At 68.8% G+C, this 3667-nt stretch carries 4 protein-coding genes; 3 read left to right on the forward strand and 1 reads right to left on the reverse strand.

Going from position 1 to position 3667, the window contains the following annotated elements; translation table 11 throughout:
• Window positions 1-64: 64 nt before the first annotated feature.
• On the reverse strand, window positions 65-505 hold the full coding sequence (locus tag BST38_RS28690; protein ID WP_083146934.1) for a nitroreductase/quinone reductase family protein: 441 nt from the start codon (window positions 503-505) through the stop codon (window positions 65-67).
• A gap of 111 nt (window positions 506-616) precedes the next feature.
• Between BST38_RS28690 and BST38_RS28695 the strand changes: the two genes are divergently transcribed.
• The 3 genes from BST38_RS28695 to BST38_RS28705 are packed head-to-tail and all read left to right on the forward strand — an operon-like array spanning window position 617 to window position 3352.
• On the forward strand, window positions 617-1297 hold the full coding sequence (locus BST38_RS28695; RefSeq protein WP_083146935.1) for a TetR/AcrR family transcriptional regulator: 681 nt from the start codon (window positions 617-619) through the stop codon (window positions 1295-1297).
• Window positions 1298-1352: 55 nt separating this feature from the next.
• Window positions 1353-1847 (forward strand): VOC family protein, encoded by a 495-nt coding sequence (locus BST38_RS28700; protein WP_083146936.1) that lies wholly within the window; start codon window positions 1353-1355, stop codon window positions 1845-1847.
• Window positions 1844-3352, forward strand: a complete 1509-nt coding sequence (locus tag BST38_RS28705; RefSeq protein ID WP_181792050.1) for an FAD-binding protein — start codon at window positions 1844-1846, stop codon at window positions 3350-3352. The genes BST38_RS28700 and BST38_RS28705 overlap by 4 nt, the downstream gene beginning before the upstream one ends.
• Window positions 3353-3667: the final 315 nt, after the last annotated feature.

Below are 3667 nucleotides of genomic sequence, written 5' to 3' on the forward strand. Positions count from 1 at the left end.
GAGAACCCAGCCGCAAACCCCGCCACCACGCCGGATTAATTCAGCAGGCTCCTAGCGTCCCCGGTCAGCCGAGCACCTCGAAGACCGGGATCGTCGGCGCCACCGCGCGCATCTCATCGCGGCCCGACCGCGGCGTCAGCCCGCCGATGTGGCCCTTCACCTGCCAGAACCACCGGTCCAGATACGGTTTGAGCACGTCCGGCTTCGCCTCGTCGGGCAGTTCGACGACGCGATGGGTCCGTGCCCGCCGCCGGGCGCCGATCTCGACCTCGCCGGCCGCCCGCGCGTTGCGTGCCCACTGTGTGTTCCCGCGGGGTGACACCAGGTAGCGGTGTCCGTCGAGGGTCAACAGGTTCACCACCACCGAGCGCGGTTGCCCCGAGGTGCGGCCCCGGACCCGCACCGCGGTGGTGCCCTGGATGCTGATGCCCAGTTCGGCGAGGCGCCGCAGCGCGCTGTTGAACACGCGTGCCCCCGCACTCGGGACGTCGTAGCGCTCGGTCACGGTAGATCCTCCGTCCGTCGACAAACGAGAGCACTGCTCTCTGAATCCAGCGTGCCACCGCCGGGCGCGGAAAACAAGAGCAGTGATCTCGCTTTGTGTCACACTCGGCCGATGGGCAAGCGACAGGAGACGCGGGAACGCATCGAACGCGAGATCGTCGAGATCGGCCGCCGCCATCTCGTCACCACCGGAGCCGCCGGCTTGTCGTTGCGCGCGATCGCGCGCGAACTCGGCGTGGTGTCCTCGGCGGTCTACCGCTACGTGGCCAGTCGCGACGACCTGCTGACCCTGCTGCTCGTCGACGCCTATACCGAACTGGCCGACGCGGTCGAGGCCGCCCGGGCCGGGGCGACAGGGGACTGGCGGGCGCAACTGGGCGCGATGGCCCGCGCCGCGCGGTCGTGGGCGGTGCGGCAGCCGGCCGGCTGGGCGCTGCTGTACGGCAGCCCGGTGCCCGGCTACCACGCACCGCGCGAACGCACGGTCCTCCCCGGCACCCGGGTGGTGGCCGCGCTGTTCGCCGTCGTCGCCGACGGCGTCGCCGCAGGTGACATCCCGCTGGGGAAAGGCCTAGCGCCACAACCACTCTCGGCGGACCTCGACGGTCTGCGGGCCGAGTTCGACGTCGACGCCGACGATGCGACGCTCGCGAAATGCCTGACGCTGTGGGCCGCGCTGATCGGCGCGATCAGCCTGGAGGTGTTCGGCCAGTACGGCCCCGACACGTTCACCGACACCGCGCAGGTGTTCGACGCCCAGGTCGCACTGCTGACCGAGATGCTGACCCGATAGCTGAACTAGAACACGTTCTAGCTTGTCGGGCCCGGTGGCGATATTCTCGTCAGCGATGCATAACCAGACACCTGTCCAGATCGCGTGGGTGACGCGCGACCTCGACGCGACCGAAGCCGCGCTGTCGGCGTTGACGGGCGCCAGGAAATGGGTGCGGATGCCCGGCGTCCACTTCGGCCCGGACGGGTGCACCTATCGCGGCGCACCGGCCGACTTCGTCGCCGACATCTCGCTGAGCTACGCCGGCGACACACAGCTCGAACTCATCGCCCCGGTCAGCGGCCCCAGCATCTACACCGAGTTCCTCGACCGCGCGGGCCCCGGTCTGCACCACGTGTGCCTGGCATTCCCGGACGTCGACGGTTTCGAGGCCGCCGTCGCCGCCGCCGGACGGGACGGTAACCCGACGGTGATGGCGGGCACGATGCCCGGCGGCATGCGGTTCGCGTACGTGTCGGCCGACCACGCCGGCGTGCCGTACCTCGAATACGCGTACCTGCCACCAGAGATCCACGCATTTTTCGACCACATCAAACAGGAGCAGAAGTGACCTTGCAGCACATCCCGGACACGGTGAGCGTCGACGACGTCGAGACCTGGTCCGACGAGACCGACGTCCTGGTCATCGGGTTCGGTATCGCCGGCGGCAGCGCGGCGGTCAGCGCGGCCGCCGCCGGCGCGCGGGTGCTGGTGCTGGAGAAGGCCGCCGCCGCGGGTGGCACCACCGCGATGGCCGGCGGGCACTTCTATCTCGGCGGCGGCACCGCGGTGCAGCAGGCCACCGGCCACGACGATTCGCCCGAGGAGATGTACAAGTACCTGGTCACACAGTCGCGCAACCCCGAGCACGAGAAGATCCGGGCGTACTGCGAGGGCAGCGTCGAGCACTTCAATTGGCTTGAGGCACTGGGCTTTCAGTTCGAACGCAGCTACTACCCGGGCAAGGTCGTCGTCCCGCCGGGCACCGAGGGGCTGTCCTACACCGGCAACGAGAAGGTGTGGCCGTTCTGCGAACAGGCCAAGCCGGCGCCGCGCGGCCATTCCGTGCCGGTGCCCGGCGAACTCGGCGGTGCGGCGATGGTGATCGACCTACTGGTCAAACGCGCCGACGAACTCGGCGTGCAGATCCGCTACGAGACGGGCGCGACGGCGCTGATCACCGACGCCGACGGCGCCGTCGTCGGGGTGCGCTGGAAGCACTTCGCCGAAACCGGTGACATCAAGGCGAAGTCGGTGATCATCGCCGCGGGCGGGTTCGCGATGAACCCCGAAATGGTCGCCGAGTACACGCCCGCGCTCGGACAGGAACGCAAGACCAAACACCACGGCACCGTCGCGCCGTACATCCTCGGCAACCCCAACGACGACGGTCTCGGCATCAAGCTCGGCGTGTCCGCCGGCGGCGCCACCGACAACCTCGACCAGCTGTTCATCACCGCGGCCGCGTATCCGCCGGAGATCCTGCTGACCGGCGTCATCGTGAACAAGGACGGCGAGCGGTTCGTCGCCGAGGACTCCTACCATTCGCGCACCTCGGCGTTCGTGCTCGAACAACCCGATCAGACGGCCTACCTGATCGTCGACGAGGACCACATGCAGATGCCCGAGATGCCACTGATCAAATTCCTCGACGGCTACGAGACCATCGCAGAACTGGAGAAGGAACTCGGCATCCCGGCGGGCCGGGTCGCCGCGACACTGGAGCGCTACAACGCCAACGCCGCCGCCGGCGAGGACCCCGATTTCCACAAGCAGCCGGAATACCTTGCGCCGCAGGATAAAGGCCCGTGGGCGGTGTTCGACCTGTCGCTCGGGCGCGCAATGTACTCCGGGTTCACCATGGGCGGCCTGACCGTGTCGATCGACGGCGAGGTGCTGCGCGAGGACCGCAGCGCGGTCCCGGGCCTGTACGCCGCGGGGGCGTGCGCGTGCAACATCGCCCAGGACGGCAAGGGATATGCGAGCGGCACGCAGCTCGGCGAAGGGTCGTTCTTCGGGCGGCGGGCGGGAGAGCACGCAGCGCGGCGGGCGGGAGAGCACGCAGCGCGGGCCTAGCTTTCGCGCTGTGAGTCAAGGTTGACGTCGGGCGTGGATGATCTGCCGAGGTGTTGCGCTCGGCTTTTGACGCGATGAAGAGTCTGTTTCGTAGGTCGGCGGGGCCGTCGTGTTCCGGCAGGCTGATTAGTCGCCGTGGTCGGCAGGCTTTCGTGTGCGCCGTGATGGCGGCCCAGGGCGAGCGGGCGGCAAGCTAGGTTGCGCCGTCGTGCGGCATAGCTATCGTGGCCGTCACCGTTCGCCGCTGAGCCTTCCTCGACGAGGCGACACCGGGAAGGGTGGTCAGGATCTGACCGTCGGTCTCGGCGAGCAGTG

It is taken from the genome of Mycolicibacterium parafortuitum, assembly GCF_002086815.1.
GTDB lineage: Bacteria > Actinomycetota > Actinomycetes > Mycobacteriales > Mycobacteriaceae > Mycobacterium > Mycobacterium parafortuitum.

Excerpts from the sequence above, each read along its gene's own strand:
- BST38_RS28695 (WP_083146935.1), top strand. The coding sequence starts at position 617 with ATGGGCAAGCGACAGGAGACGCGGGAACGCATCGAACGCGAGATCGTC.
- BST38_RS28700 (WP_083146936.1), top strand. The coding sequence starts at position 1,353 with ATGCATAACCAGACACCTGTCCAGATCGCGTGGGTGACGCGCGACCTC.